This is a genomic window from Snodgrassella sp. M0110 (assembly GCF_016101465.1).
GTDB classification, from domain to species: domain Bacteria; phylum Pseudomonadota; class Gammaproteobacteria; order Burkholderiales; family Neisseriaceae; genus Snodgrassella; species Snodgrassella alvi.
Genome location: NZ_JACFQM010000005.1, coordinates 68617 through 87205, shown reverse-complemented (window position 1 = coordinate 87205; position 18589 = coordinate 68617). Strand labels below are relative to the sequence as shown.

17 protein-coding genes and 1 pseudogene are annotated in these 18589 nt (G+C 38.9%); 15 read left to right on the top strand and 3 right to left on the bottom strand.

The genetic code is table 11. The features are described from left to right. Positions 1 to 437: 437 nt before the first annotated feature. Positions 438 to 2327, top strand: a complete 1890-nt coding sequence (locus tag H3T84_RS08310) for a ribonuclease catalytic domain-containing protein (protein WP_198218830.1) — start codon at positions 438 to 440, stop codon at positions 2325 to 2327. 280 nt (positions 2328 to 2607) lie between these two features. Further along, positions 2608 to 3720, top strand: coding sequence for a molecular chaperone DnaJ (gene dnaJ / locus H3T84_RS08305; protein WP_037392221.1), 1113 nt, complete (start codon positions 2608 to 2610; stop codon positions 3718 to 3720). A 536-nt stretch (positions 3721 to 4256) separates the two neighbouring features. Here dnaJ and H3T84_RS08300 read toward each other — a convergent pair. The 3 genes from H3T84_RS08300 to H3T84_RS08290 all read right to left on the bottom strand — a co-directional run bounded on the left by H3T84_RS08300 (position 4257) and on the right by H3T84_RS08290 (position 8112). Continuing rightward, a complete protein-coding gene (locus H3T84_RS08300; protein ID WP_100126035.1) occupies positions 4257 to 4676 on the bottom strand; it encodes an HIT family protein in 420 nt (139 codons plus the stop codon). Between the two features lie 50 nt (positions 4677 to 4726). Then, positions 4727 to 6946, bottom strand: coding sequence for a UvrD-helicase domain-containing protein (locus H3T84_RS08295; protein ID WP_198190357.1), 2220 nt, complete (start codon positions 6944 to 6946; stop codon positions 4727 to 4729). A 233-nt stretch (positions 6947 to 7179) separates the two neighbouring features. Then, the gene (locus H3T84_RS08290) at positions 7180 to 8112 is read right to left on the bottom strand and encodes a LysR family transcriptional regulator (RefSeq protein ID WP_084548552.1); all 933 of its coding nucleotides are present in this window, start codon (positions 8110 to 8112) and stop codon (positions 7180 to 7182) included. Positions 8113 to 8412: 300 nt separating this feature from the next. Between H3T84_RS08290 and metE the strand changes: the two genes are divergently transcribed. From metE to H3T84_RS08225, 13 genes and pseudogenes are all read left to right on the top strand, one after another. Then, positions 8413 to 10686 (top strand): 5-methyltetrahydropteroyltriglutamate--homocysteine S-methyltransferase, encoded by a 2274-nt coding sequence (gene metE / locus H3T84_RS08285; RefSeq protein WP_198211295.1) that lies wholly within the window; start codon positions 8413 to 8415, stop codon positions 10684 to 10686. A gap of 243 nt (positions 10687 to 10929) precedes the next feature. Beyond that, a pseudogene (locus tag H3T84_RS08280) lies at positions 10930 to 11319 on the top strand (DUF6402 family protein); the annotation flags it as partial. 158 nt (positions 11320 to 11477) lie between these two features. Further along, a complete protein-coding gene (locus H3T84_RS08275) occupies positions 11478 to 11891 on the top strand; it encodes a DUF6201 family protein (protein ID WP_198218828.1) in 414 nt (137 codons plus the stop codon). A gap of 70 nt (positions 11892 to 11961) precedes the next feature. Continuing rightward, positions 11962 to 12369, top strand: coding sequence for a DUF6201 family protein (locus H3T84_RS08270; protein WP_174834389.1), 408 nt, complete (start codon positions 11962 to 11964; stop codon positions 12367 to 12369). Between the two features lie 325 nt (positions 12370 to 12694). Beyond that, on the top strand, positions 12695 to 12919 hold the full coding sequence (locus tag H3T84_RS08265) for a DUF6201 family protein (RefSeq protein WP_198218827.1): 225 nt from the start codon (positions 12695 to 12697) through the stop codon (positions 12917 to 12919). After that, complete coding sequence (locus H3T84_RS08260) at positions 12912 to 13088, top strand: Tox-REase-5 domain-containing protein (protein WP_198218826.1); 177 nt, start codon at positions 12912 to 12914, stop codon at positions 13086 to 13088. The genes H3T84_RS08265 and H3T84_RS08260 overlap by 8 nt, the downstream gene beginning before the upstream one ends. Before the next feature lie 198 nt (positions 13089 to 13286). Continuing rightward, positions 13287 to 14000 (top strand): Imm52 family immunity protein, encoded by a 714-nt coding sequence (locus tag H3T84_RS08255; RefSeq protein ID WP_084586398.1) that lies wholly within the window; start codon positions 13287 to 13289, stop codon positions 13998 to 14000. A gap of 244 nt (positions 14001 to 14244) precedes the next feature. Further along, positions 14245 to 14964 (top strand): Imm52 family immunity protein, encoded by a 720-nt coding sequence (locus H3T84_RS08250; protein WP_198218825.1) that lies wholly within the window; start codon positions 14245 to 14247, stop codon positions 14962 to 14964. 246 nt (positions 14965 to 15210) lie between these two features. Next, positions 15211 to 15930, top strand: coding sequence for an Imm52 family immunity protein (locus tag H3T84_RS08245; RefSeq protein ID WP_198218824.1), 720 nt, complete (start codon positions 15211 to 15213; stop codon positions 15928 to 15930). Positions 15931 to 16513: 583 nt separating this feature from the next. After that, complete coding sequence (locus H3T84_RS08240) at positions 16514 to 16888, top strand: Imm52 family immunity protein (protein WP_198218823.1); 375 nt, start codon at positions 16514 to 16516, stop codon at positions 16886 to 16888. A 136-nt stretch (positions 16889 to 17024) separates the two neighbouring features. Then, positions 17025 to 17132 (top strand): YkgJ family cysteine cluster protein, encoded by a 108-nt coding sequence (locus H3T84_RS12495; protein ID WP_367435232.1) that lies wholly within the window; start codon positions 17025 to 17027, stop codon positions 17130 to 17132. A gap of 443 nt (positions 17133 to 17575) precedes the next feature. After that, on the top strand, positions 17576 to 17986 hold the full coding sequence (locus H3T84_RS08230) for a DUF6201 family protein (RefSeq protein WP_198218821.1): 411 nt from the start codon (positions 17576 to 17578) through the stop codon (positions 17984 to 17986). 70 nt (positions 17987 to 18056) lie between these two features. Further along, a complete protein-coding gene (locus tag H3T84_RS08225; RefSeq protein WP_198211298.1) occupies positions 18057 to 18467 on the top strand; it encodes a DUF6201 family protein in 411 nt (136 codons plus the stop codon). Positions 18468 to 18589: the final 122 nt, after the last annotated feature.

Genomic DNA, 18589 nt, shown 5'->3' with positions numbered 1-18589 from the left:
ATATTTAAAGTGTATATTTAATTTTATGATAATAATCTGCGATTTTGGCAATGTATTGTATAAATTTATCTATGAGTATATTTAGCAGATTATTCTTTTGGTATTTATAAAAACTTTTTATTGTTATGAATATTCTTATTGGATAAATGTTTTTACTGTTTATTTATCAGTTTTTAAAGCATAATATTGTTTTAAGCATAATTATATTGTAATAACTTTAAGTAATTGTTTTCTTAAATAATTAAAACATAGAATTATTTAATTTGTATGTTTTGACATTTGAATATATAAAAAACGGATGTGATTGTCTGAAACAGCATTACAGTTCGGACATAAAATCTGAGATTGAGTACAGCCGTTTATAATTATATAAAGAAATATTATCTGAATCTGTTTTACAGATTACCTGGATGGTTTCTTTGGTTTAAGTAGGTGTTATGGGTAAACATATTTTTTATGAGGAGTCAGGTCAGTTTAAAGTAGCGGAAATAGTTCAGGAAAATGATGCTACTTTTCTGGTTAATACACAACATGGTAAGCGGGCAAAAATCAAGGCCAGCCACGTTTTTCTGGTGTTTGATGGTGATGCTGCGCAATTTTTACAACAGGCTGCTGAAGCAGCTGCCGGTATTGATATCAGTCTGCTCTGGGAAGCGGTAGGCACTGAAAGTGAATTTACCGCAGCCAGTGCAGCCAGTGAATATTTTGGCAATAGCAGCGGGAATATTGAGCTGGCAGCCACACTGATGGCTCTGTATGCAGCGCCTATGTATTTTTACAAAAAAAATAAAGGTGTATTCAAAGCTGCGCCGGCAGAAACATTACAGCAGGCGCTGGCAGCCATTGAACGGCGCAAACAGCAGGAAGAGCAAATCAATGGCTGGATACAGGAATTGCTGGCCGGTCGCCTGCCGGATGAAATTGCTGCTGAAGCCAAAATGATTCTGCATGCACCTGATAAACAAAGTCTGAAATACAAAGCAGTGGTCAAAGCTGCTGATCAGAAAAAAACCTCACTGTTTGCCCTGCTCCAGAGCGTTGGTGCAGTACCGCCTCTGCCTGAATATTTTCTGGATGGTTTTTTACTTACCCAGTTTCCCAAAGGTATGGATTGCGGTAACTATCCTGTACCGGTTATGCGCAATCTGCCAGATGCCGATACCGCAGTACGCGCATTTTCCATTGATGACATTGAAACCAGTGAGGTAGATGATGCATTCAGTGTACGTGACCTGCCCAATGGCAACAAACTGGTCGGAATTCATATTGCTGCCCCGGCTCTGGCAATAGATGCTGAGTCTTTGCTGGAAAAGCTGATATTTGAACGTTTAAGTACTGTGTATTATCCCGGCAGTAAAATTACCATGCTGCCGGATAACTGGATAGCTGCTTTCAGTCTGGATGAAGGAGCAGCACGACCGGCAGTCAGTCTGTATGCAGAAATCAATCCGCAGTTTGAGGTGATACGTTATGAATCACGAATTGAATCGGTGTATATAGACTGTAATTTACGTATTGAAAATATTGAGCAGGCATTTCAGCCTTTGCAGCCGCGCAGTGATACTGAAGCTTTTGCACATCAGCATGAAATGAACTGGTTATATGATTTTGCTGTGGCCAGAATGCAGGCGCGGGGTAAATATGATCCGGAACGTTTACCACAGTACGATTATGGAATTAAGCTTGGGGCGGATAATACTGTACATATCAGCGTGCGTGAACGCGGAGCACCAATTGATACGCTGGTCAGTGAACTGATGATTTTTGCCAACAGCACCTGGGCGCAGATGCTGGATGAGGCTGAAATGGCGGGATTATTCCGTGTACAGCCTACCGGCAGAGTACGGATGAGTACTCAGTCTGAACCGCATATTGGTCTGGGGCTGAAACATTATGCCTGGTTTACTTCACCACTGCGCCGTGCTACTGATTATATTAATCAGAAGCAGCTGATCAGTTTACTGGATCCGGAAGCAGAGCCACGTTTTGAACCGCAGGATGCCATGCTGTTTGCGGTATTGCGTGATTTTGAGTCGGCTTATGCAGCCTACAATGATTTTCAGCGCCATATGGAAGCATACTGGAGTCTGATATATATTCAGCAGGAACAGTTGCAGGAGCTGACTGCTCAGTTAATACGTGATGATTTAGTGCGTATTGAAGGCCTGCCACTGGTAAGCCGTGTTAACGGTGTACCGGTGGATGCCATGCCAAAATGCCGGATGAAGGTATCGATAACCGGAATCGATCCGATACAGGTAAGTGTCGGACTAAACTATATTAATGTTTTGCTGCCGGCAGATAATGCCAGCCAAATATCCGGCTGAATTATTTAAAATGCTTTGAAGATTACCTGATGGATGGTGCACGATTAGATTGGCTACTTTGCTGACAGTATAAATATACGGGTGTGACCGTTGATTCTTTGTCTGCCTGATTGTTTTCAGGCCGTATATTGTGCTTCGGTCAGAAATAACTTTTACTTAAAACCTTGTTTTTATACATGCAGCCCATATATGGGTTGCATTTCTATTATCTATCCGGTTTTGCTGTTCAGGCATCCTGCTGTTTAAGAGCAGGTTGCCTGCAAACCTTTGGAATAAAATTATGACTGAAGTAGATTTTTATGAAGTACTGGGTATAAGCCGTACTGCAGGGGATGAGGAAATCAAAAAAGCTTATCGTAAGCTGGCCATGAAATACCATCCTGACCGTAATCAGGGCGATAAAAACGCCGAAGAAAAATTTAAAGAAGTACAGCGTGCTTATGAAGTATTGTCTGATTCTCAAAAACGTGCTGCCTATGACCAGTTTGGACATGCCGGTGTAGACGGCAATATGGGTGCCGGAGCCGGCGGCTTTTCCGGCGGTTTTGATTTTGGTGATATTTTCAGCCAGATGTTTGGCGGCGGAGCCGGCGGACGGTCGCAGCAGAATAATCAGGGCGCTGATTTACAATATAATATTGAAATCAGTCTGGAAGAGGCTGCGCGCGGTATTAAGAAAAAAATCACTATTCCTACTCATGAAGAATGTGATGTCTGCCACGGCAGTGGTGCTAAAGTCGGGACTTCTGCCACTACTTGCAGCATGTGTGGCGGCAGTGGTGTCGTTCAGGTACGGCAGGCCATTTTCCAGTTACAGCAGACCTGCCCGACCTGTCACGGCAGTGGTAAACAGATTAAGGATCCGTGTGTTAAATGTCATGGCGACGGACTGGTAAAAACCCGCAAGACTGTTGAGGTTTCCATTCCGGCCGGAATTGATGACGGTCAGCGTATCCGCCTGAGCGGTGAAGGTGAACCCGGTAAGCATGGTGCGCCTGCCGGTGATTTATATGTGATGGTGAACGTGCGCCCGCATCCGGTCTTTGAGCGTGACGGCATGGATTTGCACTGTGAATTGCCTATCAGTTTTACGATAGCAGCGCTTGGCGGGGAGGTTGAGGTGCCTACGCTGGATGGTAAAGTCAAACTGAATATTCCGAAAGAAACACAAACCGGTCGTCGCATGCGGGTACGTGGTAAAGGAATTAAATCTGTACGTTCGGCTGCTGTGGGTGATTTATATTGTCATATCGTGGTAGAGACACCGGTAAATCTGACCGATCGTCAGCGTGAATTACTGGAAGAGTTTGAAAAAATCTCTACCGGTATGGACAGGGCTCAGACGCCGCGGCAAAAATCATTCATGGACAAACTGCGTGATTTATTTGAATAAAATACGAAAGTACCACAGTTCAGAAGTGTTTATTCCGGATGTATGAATAATTAATACTGGTTATACTGTGTAAAAGCCCGCAGAGCATAATTTTTCTGCGGGCTTTTGTTATCAGAAGAAAAGATACAGGCCGGTTAAGGCTTGCTTCTGCTGAAACCGGCAGAAAAAAATGATTTGTCGCATTTCCTGTTGATGAAAAGCGTAAGCAGGCGTTTTAGTGAATTAAGTTCCGCTAAATATGCAGGATATGGCTAGTCTGTAATCACAAAGGCGTTTAAGCTGAAACTGACTGAACAATTTAATCTGTATTGACCAGGAAATAAATTATCGCTCCGTTTACCGAAAGGTGCAGGAGCGACAGGGAGATTTGGTACAACAACTGAATCATTGTGGACAAATTTGTAGTATTTAACTGGATAAAAATCAGTCTTTATGCTTAATTCCTTATAAAACAAGGGTTATAGCATAATAAATACTATTTATTTTACTGATTATCTGTGGATAATTCTGTGGATAATTATTGAATCAAAAAATGGTCAGGCCAGTTCTGCACGTAATTGTGCAGCCAGTTGCGCCAGTTCTGCCTGATCAGCAGCCACACTTTCATGTTTACCCAGTTCATGGATATGTCCGGGAATCAGATGAATGTGATAATGAAATACAGACTGACCGGCCTGTTCGCCAGACAACTGTAATTGCACAACGCCATTACGATGTAACACTTTACGTTGCGCATTAATAATCTTTTTGGCTGCACTGAATACGGCAGCAAGGTAATCTTGCGGTATGTCAGTTAACTCTATTGCTTCACATTTAGGAATCACCAGTACATGGCCGCGAGCCTGTGGCATCACATCCATAAAGGCCAGTGTCTGCTCATCCTCATAGACTTTATGGCAAGGAATTTCACCACGGATAATTCGGGCAAAAATATTGTTACTGTCGTATTGTTGCATGACTGTCTCCTCTCAGGCTTTTGCTTACCAGCCGTTACCTGAGCAATTGTTTAAGAAATAATACTTAGCTTGCTTTTGGCAAATACGGTATCCAGCTCTTTAATCCCCTGTTTACCGAAATTGATGGTCAGGCGTGCCCCTTCAGCTTTCCGGGTAGCATCTATGATGACACCTGTGCCGAAACGTTCATGATAAACATTCTGTCCCAGCTGAAAGCCGTCAAAATCCGTGTTCTCCTGTGTTTCTGCCAGTTTGCTGCGGCTGTGAAACGGATTGGTTCTCTGCGTGGACTGTTGCCGGGCTATCAGAGAGTTTCTGTGAGCAGACAGATATTGCAATACTTCTTCCGGTATTTCATCCACAAAGCGTGATGGCAGGGCAAAATGCGTTTGTCCGTGTAACAGGCGTTGTTCTGCCATTGTTAAATACAGGCGTTTTCGTGCTCTGGTGATGGCTACATACATCAGGCGCCGCTCTTCTTCCAGCCCGTCGCGTTCGGCCATGCTGTATTCACTGGGGAATAAACCTTCTTCCAGCCCTGTCAGAAATACACCATCAAATTCCAACCCCTTGGCTGCATGCACAGTCATTAACTGCAAGGCATCTTCACCCTGACCGGCCTGATGCTCTCCTGCTTCCAGCGAGGCTGTACTTAAAAAAGACAGTACCGGAAATAAAGGATCGTTTTCATCATACTCAGGTTCCATATCAAAACCGGATTCCTGCGGTTTAAATGCCACTGCCGCATTCAGTAATTCTTCCAGGTTGTTGATGCGTTCCTGCTGTTCACCTTTCTGGGTACGGTAGTGTTCCATCAGACCGCTATCATAGATGGCAGCAGCCATCAGTTCCTGCAGAGAAACTTGCGCAGCCTGTTGCTGTAAATTTTCAATCAGGCGGATAAAAGCAGCAATTTTACTGTTTTTCGCTGACAGGCTGATGGCCGCCTGCCATAACGAAGTATGGGCTTCATTGGCTGCCGCCTGAATGTTTTCAACACTCCGCGCGCCGATACCGCGTGCCGGCACATTGATTACGCGTAATAAGGCATTATCATCATTGGGGTTAACCGCCAGACGCAGGTAAGCCAGTGCATGTTTGATTTCCTGACGCTCATAAAAGCGCAGGCCGCCATAAATTTTGTAAGGTATACCGGCGCGGAACAGAGCCTGTTCCAGAACCCGCGACTGGGCATTACTGCGATACAGGACAGCCATCTGCATATAATTCAGCCCTTCGCGGTGTAAAGCCTTCACTTCATCAACCACAAACTGCGCTTCTTCAAGATCATTAATTGCCTGAAGTACACGGATTTTTTCGCCATCGCCGGCCTGAGTGCGCAGATTTTTACCCAAACGGCTGGCGTTGTGTGCAATCACCGCGTTGGCTGCAGTCAGAATATTGCCTACCGAACGGTAATTTTGTTCCAGCCGGATAGGTTCGCCAACATGAAATTCATTCAGAAAGCGGGTCATATTGGCTACTTCGGCACCGCGAAAGCGATAAATACTCTGGTCGTCGTCTCCCACAGCGAAAACCGCTGCATGCTCTCCGGCCAGTAATTTTAGCCATGCATACTGTAATTTATTTGTATCCTGAAATTCATCAATCAGCACATGATTAAAACGGTTCTGGTAATGATTGCGCAATATTTCATTACTCTGCAGAATTTCATAACTGCGTAACATTAATTCCGCGAAATCCACTACACCTTCATTCCGGCACAAACTGTCATAGGCGGCATAACATTCAATCATTTGCCGTTCATGCGGGTCGCGAGCTGATAAACGCGAAGCACGCAATCCGTTTTCTTTTTGTGCATTAATGAATCCCTGCAGACTGCGTGGTGAGATAATTTCTTCAGCAATATTCAGTTGTTTGAGCAAGCGCTTGACTACAGAAAGCTGATCACCCATATCCAGAATCTGAAAGGTCTTGGGCAGTGCTGCTTCCTGATGGTGCAGTCGTAAAAACCGATGGCACAGCCCGTGAAATGTCCCCAGCCACATCGCCCGTACCGAAACCGGTAACAGCGTGCTCAGGCGCAATTGCATTTCTTTAGCCGCCTTATTGGTAAAGGTAACAGCCAGAATGCTGTGTACACTGGCCTGGCCAGTCTGCAATAACCAGGCAATACGTGTGGTTAGTACTCTGGTTTTACCACTTCCTGCACCCGCCAGTACCAGTGCCGGTTGCGCAGGCCAGGTAACGGCGGCTAATTGTTCACTATTAAGACCGGTCAGCAGACCGGCAGAAGATAAAATTTCCATAGCGCTTATTGTAGCTGATTAAGCCTGAAAAATCGCTTTGAAAAATATGCTTATAGCTTATTTTATACAGCATAAGAAGATTTATCTGACATCTGCACAAACTGAGCTTAAGCAGGACAATGGATGTTGCGTAAAATTCTGGCTGACAATACCAAAAAAGAGCAGAGCAAAATATCAGCGCTTTGCCGAATATCTGCCCTGCTCCTTTAATAAATCAGATTGACGGTTGCAGATTAGTCCGGCGTGCTGAGCGGGCTGAGTCCGGGTAAGTCGGCAAAGCTGCGTTCGCGCACAATCTGGCAGAAATTATCCAGATAGCTTTTATTACTGTCTGTTTCGCGCATGGCGGCATACAATTCACTTTGCAGCGGTATATCGCCAATCTGCCGTGCTACTACATAGCCTTTTTCCAGATACGGCATAACCGTCCAGTAAGGCAAAGCAGCAATGCCGCGCCGGCTGGAAACCAGCTGAATAATGGCTATCGTCAGTTCACTGTTACGCCGTGCCGGCTGTACTCCGGCCGGTTTTAAAACCTTACGCAGTAAATCCAGCATATCATCCGGTACCGGATAGGTGATCAGTGTTTCATTCTCAAAATCCTGAGCCTGCCACACACTTTTAGCCGCCAGCGGGTGATCCTTCGCGCAAATGCCGACCATTTCATAGGCAAACAGTGGCTGAAAAATAATCCCCGGCTGCGGAGCATATTCGGATACGATTGCCAGATCTGCACGGTGAGTCAGCAATAACCCAACCGGATCGGCCTGAAAGCCGGAAACAATATCCAGCTCTACTTTAGGCCACAGCGCCCGGAAAGCATCCATGGCCGGCATCAGCCAGTCAAAGCAGGTATGGCACTCTACCGCTACCCTCAGCTCTCCTGCCTCACCTTCAATTATCTGTGCCATATCCAGCTCTGCTACTGTAACCAGCGGCGTGATTTCTCGTGCCAGCTGTAACAGCCGCACACCTACCGGAGTAAAGTGAATCGGGTTGGATTTACGTTCAAACAGGGGGGTACCATAAAACTGTTCCAGAACACGAATCTGGTGTGAAAGTGCAGACTGGGTCAGAAAAACCCTTTTTGCCGCCATCGATACGCTGCCGGTTTCTTCCAGAGCCAGCAAAGTGCGCAGATGGCGCAGTTCAATAATCGACTCCATGTATTCCGCCTTTGATGAGTATTTTTAACTACAAATTCAAGTTAAAAAATTCATAAACAGCCAGACTGCTTATAAATATCATTTATATGAATAGAACAATAATTACCTTACTGATAGCCAGTTATCTATTTACAAACCGGACACCTGTATACCATATCATACTCTTGGATTACACCAGTCTGAAATATAGTATTAAAAAAATTCATACAGAACTGCAAAATTTATCGCTTGTCGTAATGTCATAACTCACGCACACTGGCCGTTATTGAAATCCATCATTCGTAATAGGGAGAAACAAATATGAATACATTCCATCTGTCTGGTTATCCGCGTGTTGGTGCTAAGCGTGAATTAAAATTTGCCGTTGAAGCATTCTGGAAAGGCGCAAAAAGCGAAGCCGAGCTGCGCCAGACAGCGGCAGATATCCGCCAGAAAAACTGGGCAACCCAGATTGCCGCTGGTGCCGATCTGCTGCCGGTAGGTGATTTTTCATATTACGACCACGTACTGGATACACTGTGTGCACTGGGCGCCATTCCGGCACGTTTTGGTTTTGACGCAGATAAACTGACCCTGTCTCAGTATTTTGAACTGGCACGCGGTAATGCCAGTCAGGTAGCCATGGAAATGACCAAATGGTTTGATACCAACTACCACTATATCGTACCTGAATGGCATCAGAACACCAGTTTTAAGGCCAATGCAGCCAGTCTGATTGCCCAGATAGAAGAAGCCAAAGCCACCGGACATGATATTAAACCTACACTGGTGGGTCCGCTTACTCTGTTGTGGCTGGGTAAAGAAAAAGATGCCGGTCATAATCGTCTGGAATTATTGCCGCGTCTGCTGCCTGAATATCAGAAACTGTTACGTGAACTGGCCAATGCCGGTGTTGACTGGATACAGATTGACGAACCGATTCTTGCCGTAGATATTGCCCGTGAGTGGCTGGATGCCTTTGCTCCCACTTATCAGGAGCTGGCGATTACCGGTACCCGTATTATTATCGGCACCTATTTTGGCAGCGTTGCCGAACATATTAATCTGCTCAAAAACCTGCCGGTTAACGGTGTACATATTGATTGTGTGCGTGCACCTGAGCAACTGGCTGAATTTGCCAATGCATGGCCGGAAAATAAAGTATTGTCGGTTGGTCTGATCGACGGACGTAACGTATGGCGCGCCAATCTGCGTGAAGTGATAGAACTGCTGGCGCCGGTAGCTACTCAGCTGGGTAATAATTTATGGATTGCGCCGAGCTGTTCACTGTTGCACAGTCCGCAGGATTTAAGTGTAGAGGAGAAACTTAACCCTGAAATCAGAAACTGGCTTGCCTTTGCCGCCCAGAAACTACAGGAACTGGGTATCATCAAACAGGCACTGGCACATGGTAAAGATTCCGTACAGGAAGCTCTTGCGGCTTCTGATGCTGCGGCTGCCGGACGCAAAACCAGTAAACTGATTCATAATGATAAAGTTGCACAACGCGTAGCCAGCCTGCGCGAACATGCCGACCAGCGCCATAGCCCGTTTGCACAACGGATTGAAAAACAACAGCAATGGATGAATCTGCCTCTGCTGCCAACCACCACTATCGGTTCATTTCCACAGACACAGGAAATTCGTCAGGCACGCGCCGCCTTTAAAAAGGGTGAACTGAGCGCTGCCGATTACGAAGCGGCCATGAAAAAAGACATTGCCTACTGTGTTGAGCAGCAGGAGCAGCTGGATATCGATGTACTGGTGCATGGTGAAGCTGAGCGCAATGATATGGTTGAATACTTTGGTGAACAGCTGGATGGTTACTGCTTTACTCAGTATGGCTGGGTACAGAGCTATGGTTCCCGCTGTGTTAAACCACCGATTATTTTTGGTGATGTGGCACGCCCGAAAGCCATGACTGTTGCCTGGTCTTCTTATGCACAATCTCTGACCAAACGTCCGATGAAAGGTATGCTTACCGGACCGGTAACCATGATGAAGTGGAGTTTTGTACGCAACGATGTACCATTAAGTCTGGTGTGCAAACAGATTGCGCTGGCACTGAACGACGAAGTACTGGATCTGGAAAAAGCCGGTATTCGCGTTATTCAGATTGATGAACCGGCCATTCGTGAAGCCTTGCCGCTGAAACGTGCGCAATGGGATGAATATCTGGCCTGGGCATGTGAATCATTCCGCCTCACTTCCACTGATGCGGATGACAGCACTCAGATTCATACACATATGTGCTATTCTGAATTTAATGATATTCTGCCGGCTATTGCCAGTATGGATGCTGATGTAATTACCATTGAAACTTCCCGTTCTGATATGGAATTACTGGATGCTTTTGTTAAATTCAGCTATCCGAATGATATCGGTCCCGGCGTATATGATATCCACAGCCCGCGTGTGCCTACTGAAGCCGAAGTCGAACATCTGTTGCGTAAAGCATTGAAAGTCATTGATCAGCGTCGGTTGTGGGTAAATCCGGATTGTGGACTGAAAACACGCGGATGGCCGGAAACCAAAGCAGCGCTGGAAGTTATGGTTAATGTAACCAAAAAACTGCGTGCAGAATTAACTGCATAATTCAGATTTAGCTTAACACACCGCTCCGGTTTACCGGAGCGGTTTTGTATGCCTGATTTTCAGAATATACCAATAATATTAAGTTAATTTTACTTTTAATCAAACAAGATAATCAGTTATCTATATGTTCTTATAAATTGAAATATATCTGAGTGAGTGCTCAGTTTATCATATAAATATATTTATATAATTATGTATATGGCATTAAATATTGCTGATGGCAGATAAAAAACTTATGATGATTATTTTGGTGCGATAGGTAAGACAAATTTAAAAATTATACCACATGGTTATCAGGATAAATTTCAGGGAAGAAATATCTTTATGACTGAAGCTGTCGGTTTTTATATAAAAGATACCTATGATTTTCTCGGTAATGAATTTTTGGGTGTCTGGCATAAAGATGGAGTACTTAACAAAAAACAGATGCTACTATATGTAGGCTTTTACGGAAGTCGAGATTGGGTAAGTGTTGCTAATATGAATATGCAGTGGGCTGCGCAAGTTTATAATAGTGATTTCAGAAAATGGCAGCAAGTGAGAAATACCGGTGTTGATTTTATGGTTTTTTCGGATGTTCTCTGGCTTAAACCTTTAGACGAGCATAGAAAGATTGAATTAGATGCTAAATAATTTAGAAATTTTTTCAGTTTTGGCTGTTTCCTGAGTAGATATTGATGCCGGATTTAAATCTTCCGAGAGTAATGAAAAATATTTAGCTTTTTAGAAAAAGTGATGGTTATGATGGTATTAATATCAATATAAAATCAAATAAAACTATAGGAAATAAAATGAAACATAATATCCATATATTTTTTAAAAATATACTACGCAAAAATGCTGTATTTATAAAAATTATATTAGTGTTAATTATGGTGATGTGGTGGTGGTTTTTCTCGTCCTCCAGTTTTTATGGTGATTTTAATTTGTCCAGTACAAGAGAAGGTAGAGATGGTGAATATTACATGAATATGTATCAGCATCTGCCAACAACCCCGCTGGCAGTCTATAAATTGATACAGGGGAAGCGATATTTTTATGTTTTATATAACAAACAAGGTAAGAAAATTTGGCATTCACCTTATTATGCTTATGAATCCGATCATTTAATAACTGATTTTGTGCTACCTACTAAAAATAGTAATTCATTTAAATATTATGATGAAGAATGGAAAACAGTTGATATAACAAATAAAATAAATTAAGAATGTAGTAAGAGCATAATCAGCATTAAAGATGAAACCAATCTATAATAAAAGTATGGAGCGACGGATTATGAAAAAAAGTATAAAAATGATAAAAATAATAGGTTTATTTGCTTTTTTCTATTGGCTGTGTCTGTTTTCGTCATCCAGTTTTTACGGAAATTTTAATCTTTATACAACCATAAAAAGTGAAGATGGTGAGTACTATGCCAATATATACAAACATTTGCCCACTTCACCAATTTCAATTATGCAAATATTAGGCGGTAATAAATATTTTACTGTCCTATATAATAAAAAGGGAGAAGAGTTATGGAGAGTATCTTATTTTGAATATATTAGTGAACAAGTAATGTATGAAATGATGTCTTTTCCTGATAAAACAGATAATACTTTTATTTGTGCGACAAATCATGGCGTAGACGGACACGATTTTTCTACAACCATACGTAATCATAAAGTAGTGTCAATCAAGTAATTTAAACCGAGTTAGCAAAATATTTGGATGCAGGATAGGATTAAGTCGATTTAACTTAAAAATCAAACGAGATAAAATAGTAAATAATAAAAGCCTCCTTTTTTGCTTGCATATTTCATATCATAACAAATGACAAAAATTTATTTTATACGATAAATATTTGTAGTAAGTTGGAGCTTATTCAGTTTGGCTGTTTCCTGAATAGATATTGATGCCGGATTAAAATTTTCCGGGCGTGATGAAAAAAATTTAGCTTTTTAGAAAAAGTGATGGTTATGATGATATTAATGTCAATATAAAATTAAACAAAACTATAGGGAATAACATGAAACATAATATCCATATATTTTTTGAAAATATACTACGCAAAAATGCTGTATTTATAAAAATTATATTAGCGCTAATAATGGTGATGTGGTGGTGGTTTTTCTCGTCCTCCAGTTTTTATGGTGATTTTAATCTGTACGGTACAGTAGAAGGAGTGGATGGTGAGTATTACATAAATATGTATCAGCATCTGCCAACAACTCCGTTGACAGTCTATGAATAGATCAGGGGGATCGGTAAAATATATTACTGAATGGGTATATTTTAAAGGACCAGGTAATCCACCAGTAGAGTTTGATGGATGGATACCTAGATTTTGTCTATTTTTAGAAGCTAAAGCGCGTTACGATCATTTATTTAAAGAAGAGAAAGGAAGAATAGTAGTAGCATAATGGGCTACCACCTTACAAGGTAAAATAGAGGCTCAAGCACGTAGGCAAAATATTGTATGTAGTACTAATTATCCTGCTAAATGCTGTTGGGTGTGGATGACTATAAAGGCATGCCAATATTTTAATAGTATAAAGCGAAATTATCCTAATTTATATTCAATTTATGTACCATTATCAAAATAACATGGATTATTAATTATGAAAAGAAGCATAGTTTTCGATATCTATTTCAACCCTAAAAAGTATTTGTCACTTTTAACATGTATAGAGCAAATTAATGGCATTTTAAAAATCCAGCATCAATATCTAGTCGAAAGACAAGATTGGTATTTATGTGCTACATCGAAAAAAAACTCATCGATTTATAAAATGTTTGATAAAGATGGTGTTACTGAAATTGGGTTAAAAAAAATGACACAACGATATAATAAAGAAAAAGACTGTTTTAGTTTAGCTATCTGGGATAAGAAAACAGAACAGGGCTCATTAGTGTATATGTTATCCGATGAAGGTTCTGGACAATCTTTTAAAGTTCATATCAATATTGTTTTTCGTTCATTAGAAATAACTTTAGATGATGCTCAAAAATTTTGTCTTGCTTTATCTGAGCATTTTGATGATGCATATATTACAGTTAATAATAATTATTCAGAGGATAAAATGGCTTTTCCTGATAGGCTTTCGGCTGCATGGATGATTTACTTACCTAAAGTTCAGTTATCCCATAATATAGTTCCACAGGCGTTTGATGTGATTAGCCCCACAGATCATGAAGGACATGCAGCTGGGTCGCTAGTTGTTACCGTTCCACACTTCTTTGATAATAGGAATACAGATGATATCAAAGCAGTACGTCGTGTCGATATCAAGTTACATGAATTAGGCTTATTGCCTCGTTATGCAGATTTCTAAAGATAAAGGGGATGATGAATTTATGAAAGATTATAATACTTTTAGTTTATTCTCTGATAGCAAATGTGGTAAATGTTGTCATAAAAAAAAAGCAAATGAGGTATATTGAGTTAATTATCCTACTCAATGTTGTTGGGTGTGGATGACTAGTAAGGCATACCGTTATTTTCAAACGATAAAGAAAAATTATCCTAACTTATACACAATTTATATTCCACTATCAAAATAACATGGATCATTAATTATGAAAAAAAATTTAATTTTTGATATCTTTTTTTATCCTAAAAAGTATTTATCACTTATAACATGTATAGAGCATGTTAATAACATTTTAAAAATCCAATACCAATATCTATACAGAGAACAAGATTGGTATTTATGTAGCTCATCGAAAAAAAAATCATCGATTCATAAGGTGTTTGACAAAGATGGTATTACAGAAATTGGTTTAAAAAAATTAACACAAGAATATCATAAAGACAAAAGACATTTTGGCTTAGCTATCTGGGATAAAAAAACAGAGGGGGCCGCATTAGTGTATAGTATATATGAACAAACTTGTGGACAACCATTTAAGGTTAAGATCAGGTTGGATTATGATATTCTTTTATCAGAAATAGATTTAAATAATATTCAAAAATTTTGTCTTGCTTTGTCTGAGCAATTTGATGGCGCATATATTATGGTAAATAATAATTATACACCTGAGAAAACAGTTTTTCCAGATAGGCTTTCGGCTGCATGGATGATTTACTTACCTAAAGTTCAGTTATCCCATAATATAGTTCCACAGGCGTTTGATGTGATTAGCCCCACAGATCATGAAGGACATGCAGCTGGGTCGCTAGTTGTTACCGTTCCACACTTCTTTGATAATAGGAATACAGATGATATCAAAGCAGTACGTCGTGTCGATATCAAGTTACATGAATTAGGCTTATTGCCTCGTTATGCAGATTTCTAAAGATAAAGGGGATGATGAATTTATGAAAGATTATAATACTTTTAGTTTATTCTCTGATAGCAAATGTGGTAAATGTTGTCATAAAAAAAAAAGCAAATGAGGTATATTGAGTTAATTATCCTACTCAATGTTGTTGGGTGTGGATGACTAAAAAAAGTATACCATTATTTTTTAACAATAAATAAAAGATAACCTAACTTATACTCAATTTAGATCTAATTATTAAACTAATATGGATCATTAATTATGAAAAGAAATATAGTTTTCGAAATCTATTTCAACCCTAAAAAGTATTTGTCACTTTTAACATGTATAGAGCAAATTAATGGCATTTTAAAAATCCAGCATCAATATCTAGTCAAAAGACAAGATTGGTATTTATGTGCTACATCGAAAAAAAAAGCATCGATTTATAAAATGTTTGATAAAGATGGTGTTACTGAAATTGGGTTAAAAAAAATGACACAACGATATAATAAAGAAAAAGACTATTTTGGTTTACCTATCTGGGATAAGGAAACAGAGCAGGCCTCATTACTGTATATATTATCCGAAGGAAGTTTTGGACAATCATTTAAAGTTTATGTCATTATTGATTTTCGTTCATTAGAAATAACTTTAGATGATGCTCAAAAATTTTGTCTTGCTTTATCTGAGCATTTTGATGATGCATATATTACAGTTAATAATAATTATTCAGAGGATAAAATGGCTTTTCCTGATAGGCTTTCGGCTGCATGGATGATTTACTTACCTAAAGTTCAGTTATCCCATAATATAGTTCCACAGGCGTTTGATGTGATTAGCCCCACAGATCATGAAGGACATGCAGCTGGGTCGCTAGTTGTTACCGTTCCACACTTCTTTGATAATAGGAATACAGATGATATCAAAGCAGTACGTCGTGTCGATATCAAGTTACATGAATTAGGCTTATTGCCTCGTTATGCAGATTTTCAAAGATAAAGGGGATGATGAATTTATGAAAGATTATAATTCTTTTAGTTTATTCTCTGATAGTAAATGTGGTAATTGTTGTCATAAAAAAAAAGCAAATGAGGTATATTAAGTTAATTATCCTACTCAATGTTGTTGGGTGTGGATGACTAAAAAAAGTATACCATTATTTTTTAACAATAAATAAAAGATAACCTAACTTATACTCAATTTATATCTAATTATTAAACTAATATGGATCATCAATTATGAAAAGAAATTTAGTATTTGATATCTTTTTTTATCCTAAAAAGTATTTATCACTTATAACATGCATAGAGCATGTTAATAACATTTTAAAAATCCAACAACAATATCTATACAAAGAACAAGATTGGTATTTATGTAGCACCACAAAAAAAAATCATCGATTCATAAGGGGTTTGATAGGAATGGTGTTACTGAAATTGGATTACATAAATTAACAAAGGAATATAATAAAGACAAAAAACATTTTTGTTTAGGTATCTGGGATAAAAAAACAGAGGAGGCCGGATTAGCATATAGTATATATGAACAAACTTGTGGACAACCATTTAAGGTTGAGATTAGATTGGATTATGATGTTCTTTTATCAGAAATAGCTTTAAATAATATTCAAAAATTTTGTCTTGCTTTGTCTGAGCAATTTGATGGAGCATATATTATGGTAAATAATAATTATACACCTGAGAAAACAGTTTTTCCAGATAGGCTTTCGGCTGCATGGATGATTTACTTACCTAAAGTTCAGTTATCCCATAATATGGTTCCACAGGCGTTTGATGTGATTAGCCCCACAGATCATGAAGGACATGCAGCTGGATCGTTGGTTATTACTCTACCACACTTTTTTGATGAGAAAAATACAGATGATATCAAAGCTGTAAATAGTGTCGATATTAAGTTACGTGAATTAGGTTTATTGCCTCTTTATGCAGATTTCTAAAGATAAAGGGGATGATGAATTTATGAAAGATTATAATTCTTTTAGTTTATTACCATGTAACAAATGTGGTAAATATTAGCAGAACGTTGGAAAAAGTCTGCAAACAAAATTTCTTGATCGTGGTGATTCAACTTACGTGCATTTTGATGAAGTGACAAATTTGTGTAAAATCTATAAAGATCGCCCTTTGATTTGTCGTGTTGAAAGCTACCATCGGATTTATCTTACTAATCAATATAGTTAGTTGGTTAGATTAGTTGAATTGATTCGTATTTCCTATTTTACATAATAGGAAATATGTATTTAGAGTAAATATACCTTTTAAAGGAGGATAGTGTCGAGGTAGTGTCAATCAAGTAATTTAAACAGGGTTAGCAAAATTTTTGGATGCAGGATAGGATTAAGTCGATTTAACTCAAAAATCAAACGAGATAAAATATTAAATAATAAAAGCCCCTTTTTTTGCTTGCATATTTGATATCATAACAAATGACAAAAATTTATTTTATACGAAAAACATGTGCAGAAAGTTGGAAGTTATTATTTGGATTGGCTATTTCCTGAATAGATATCGATGCCGGATTTAAATCTTCCAGATGTAATGAAAAAAATTTAGCTTTTAGAAAAAGTGATGGTTATGATGATATTAATGTCAATATAAAATTAAACAAAACCATAGGGAATAACATGAAACATAATATCCATATATTTTTTAAAAATATACTACGCAAAAATGCTGTATTTTTAAAAATTATATTAGTGCTAATTATGGTGATGTGGTGGTTTTTCTCGTCCTCCAGTTTTTATGGTGATTTTAATCTGGCCGGTACAGTAGAAGGAGTGGATGGTGAGTATTACATAAATATGTATCAGCATCTGCCAACAACCCCGCTGGCAGTCTATGAATTGATAAAGGGGGATCGGTATTTTTATGTTTTATATAACAAACAAGGTAAGAAAATATGGCGTTCACCTCATTATGCTTATCTAAGCGATGGTGGTATACATTCTTTTATGTTACCGACTAAAAAAAGTAATTTATTAAAATATTTTGATGACGGCAGAAAAACAGTTGATATAACAAATAAAATAAATTAAGAATGTAGTAAGAGCATAATCAGTATTAAAGATGAAACCAATCTATAATAAAAGTATGGAGCGACGGATTATGAAAAAAAGTATAAAAATGATAAAAATAATAGGTTTATTTGCTTTTTTCTATTGGCTGTGTCTGTTTTCGTCATCCAGTTTTTACGGAAATTTTAATCTTCATTCAACAGTAAAAAGTGAAGATGGTGAGTACTATGCCAATATATATAAACATCTGCCCACTTCACCAATTTCAATTGTAGAAATATTAGGTGGTAATAAATACTTCGTCGTTTTATACAATAAAAAGGGAGAAGAACTATGGAGATGCTCTTATTTTGAATATCTTAGTAAAGAGGCGATATTATATCAAGAAATTTTTTTTCCTAATAAAACAGGAAATGATTTTCTATTTTTTACAGATCATGGTTTAGAAGGACACGATTTTTCTACAACTATACGTAATCATAAAGTAGTACTAATCAAGTAATTTAAACAGGGTTAGCAAAATTTTTGGATGATTATTTATTTTTGTTTCACTTATAAAAAATCATCTTAGCTTAAGAAGTTTCTTAAATGCAGGGCAGTAAATATAAACTCTGGTTTAACTGA

Excerpts from the sequence above, each read along its gene's own strand:
- H3T84_RS08225 (WP_198211298.1), top strand. The coding sequence starts at position 18,057 with ATGAAAAAAAGTATAAAAATGATAAAAATAATAGGTTTATTTGCTTTT.
- H3T84_RS08275 (WP_198218828.1), top strand. The coding sequence starts at position 11,478 with ATGAAACATAATATCCATATATTTTTTAAAAATATACTACGCAAAAAT.
- H3T84_RS08245 (WP_198218824.1), top strand. The coding sequence starts at position 15,211 with ATGAAAAGAAATATAGTTTTCGAAATCTATTTCAACCCTAAAAAGTAT.
- H3T84_RS08255 (WP_084586398.1), top strand. The coding sequence starts at position 13,287 with ATGAAAAGAAGCATAGTTTTCGATATCTATTTCAACCCTAAAAAGTAT.
- metE (WP_198211295.1), top strand. The coding sequence starts at position 8,413 with ATGAATACATTCCATCTGTCTGGTTATCCGCGTGTTGGTGCTAAGCGT.
- H3T84_RS08270 (WP_174834389.1), top strand. The coding sequence starts at position 11,962 with ATGAAAAAAAGTATAAAAATGATAAAAATAATAGGTTTATTTGCTTTT.
- H3T84_RS08310 (WP_198218830.1), top strand. The coding sequence starts at position 438 with ATGGGTAAACATATTTTTTATGAGGAGTCAGGTCAGTTTAAAGTAGCG.
- H3T84_RS08290 (WP_084548552.1), bottom strand. The coding sequence starts at position 8,112 with ATGGAGTCGATTATTGAACTGCGCCATCTGCGCACTTTGCTGGCTCTG.
- H3T84_RS08250 (WP_198218825.1), top strand. The coding sequence starts at position 14,245 with ATGAAAAAAAATTTAATTTTTGATATCTTTTTTTATCCTAAAAAGTAT.
- H3T84_RS08300 (WP_100126035.1), bottom strand. The coding sequence starts at position 4,676 with ATGCAACAATACGACAGTAACAATATTTTTGCCCGAATTATCCGTGGT.
- H3T84_RS08295 (WP_198190357.1), bottom strand. The coding sequence starts at position 6,946 with ATGGAAATTTTATCTTCTGCCGGTCTGCTGACCGGTCTTAATAGTGAA.
- dnaJ (WP_037392221.1), top strand. The coding sequence starts at position 2,608 with ATGACTGAAGTAGATTTTTATGAAGTACTGGGTATAAGCCGTACTGCA.
- H3T84_RS08265 (WP_198218827.1), top strand. The coding sequence starts at position 12,695 with ATGAAACATAATATCCATATATTTTTTGAAAATATACTACGCAAAAAT.
- H3T84_RS08260 (WP_198218826.1), top strand. The coding sequence starts at position 12,912 with ATGAATAGATCAGGGGGATCGGTAAAATATATTACTGAATGGGTATAT.
- H3T84_RS08230 (WP_198218821.1), top strand. The coding sequence starts at position 17,576 with ATGAAACATAATATCCATATATTTTTTAAAAATATACTACGCAAAAAT.